Origin of the sequence: Saccharothrix sp. ST-888 (genome assembly GCF_000955975.1) — a bacterium.
Classification (GTDB): Bacteria; Actinomycetota; Actinomycetes; order Streptomycetales; family Streptomycetaceae; genus Kitasatospora.
Genome location: NZ_JYJF01000294.1, coordinates 1 through 1036, shown reverse-complemented (window position 1 = coordinate 1036; position 1036 = coordinate 1). Strand labels below are relative to the sequence as shown.

Below are 1036 nucleotides of genomic sequence, written 5' to 3'. Positions count from 1 at the left end.
CGCACCAAGCCCCCGCAGGAACTCCTCACGCCCACCCGCCACGACGACCGCGCGGTGCTCCAGCCCCGCCCGACCCGTCGCCAACGAGTACGCCACATCAACCAGTTCGGCATCACCAGCGGACAGCAACCGCTCGGCCTGGGCCCGCAGCGCCACCTCACCCTTCGCCGACAGCACCACCGGAACCACCGACGGCGACACGCTCGCCTCGACGGCTTCGGCCTCGACAACCGGCGCCTGCTCCAGGATCGTGTGCGCGTTGGTGCCGCTGAAGCCGAAGGACGACACGGCAGAGCGGCGCGGCTCGCCGGTCTCCGGCCACTCGGTCGTCTCGGTGAGCAGCGAGACCGCGCCCGCCGACCAGTCGACGTGCGGGGTCGGCTGGTTCACGTGCAGGGTCTGCGGCAGCACACCGCGCTGCATGGCGAGGACCATCTTGATCACACCGGCGACGCCGGCGGCCGCCTGCGTGTGGCCGATGTTGGACTTCACCGAGCCCAGCCACAGCGGCCGCTCCTCCGAACGCTCCTGGCCGTAGGTGGCGAGCAGCGCCTGCGCCTCGATCGGGTCACCCAGTGCGGTGCCGGTGCCGTGCGCCTCGACCGCGTCGATCTGAGCAGCCGACAGACGGGCGTTCTCCAGAGCCTGGCGGATCACCCGCTGCTGGGACGGACCGTTCGGGGCGGTGAGGCCGTTGGACGCACCGTCCTGGTTGACCGCCGAGCCACGGACCACCGCCAGCACCGGGTGACCGTTCCGCTGGGCGTCCGAGAGCCGCTCAACGAGCAGCATGCCGACGCCCTCGCCCCAGGCGGTGCCGTCCGCCGAAGCGGCGAACGCCTTGCACCGGCCGTCGGCGGAGAGGCCGCGCTGGCGGCTGAAGTCGAGGAAGGTGTCCGGGGTGGCCATGACGGTCACACCGCCGGCCAGCGCCAGTGAGCACTCGCCGTTGCGCAGGGCCTGCACGGCGAGGTGCAGGGCGACCAGCGAGGAGGAGCAGGCCGTGTCGACGGTGACCGCCGGGCCCTCCAGGCCG

At 72.6% G+C, this 1036-nt stretch carries 1 protein-coding gene; it reads right to left on the bottom strand.

Going from position 1 to position 1036, the window contains the following annotated elements:
• Nucleotides 1-1036, bottom strand: a 1036-nt coding sequence (locus UK12_RS32710; protein ID WP_045306844.1) for a beta-ketoacyl synthase N-terminal-like domain-containing protein, incomplete at both ends; no start/stop codon positions are given.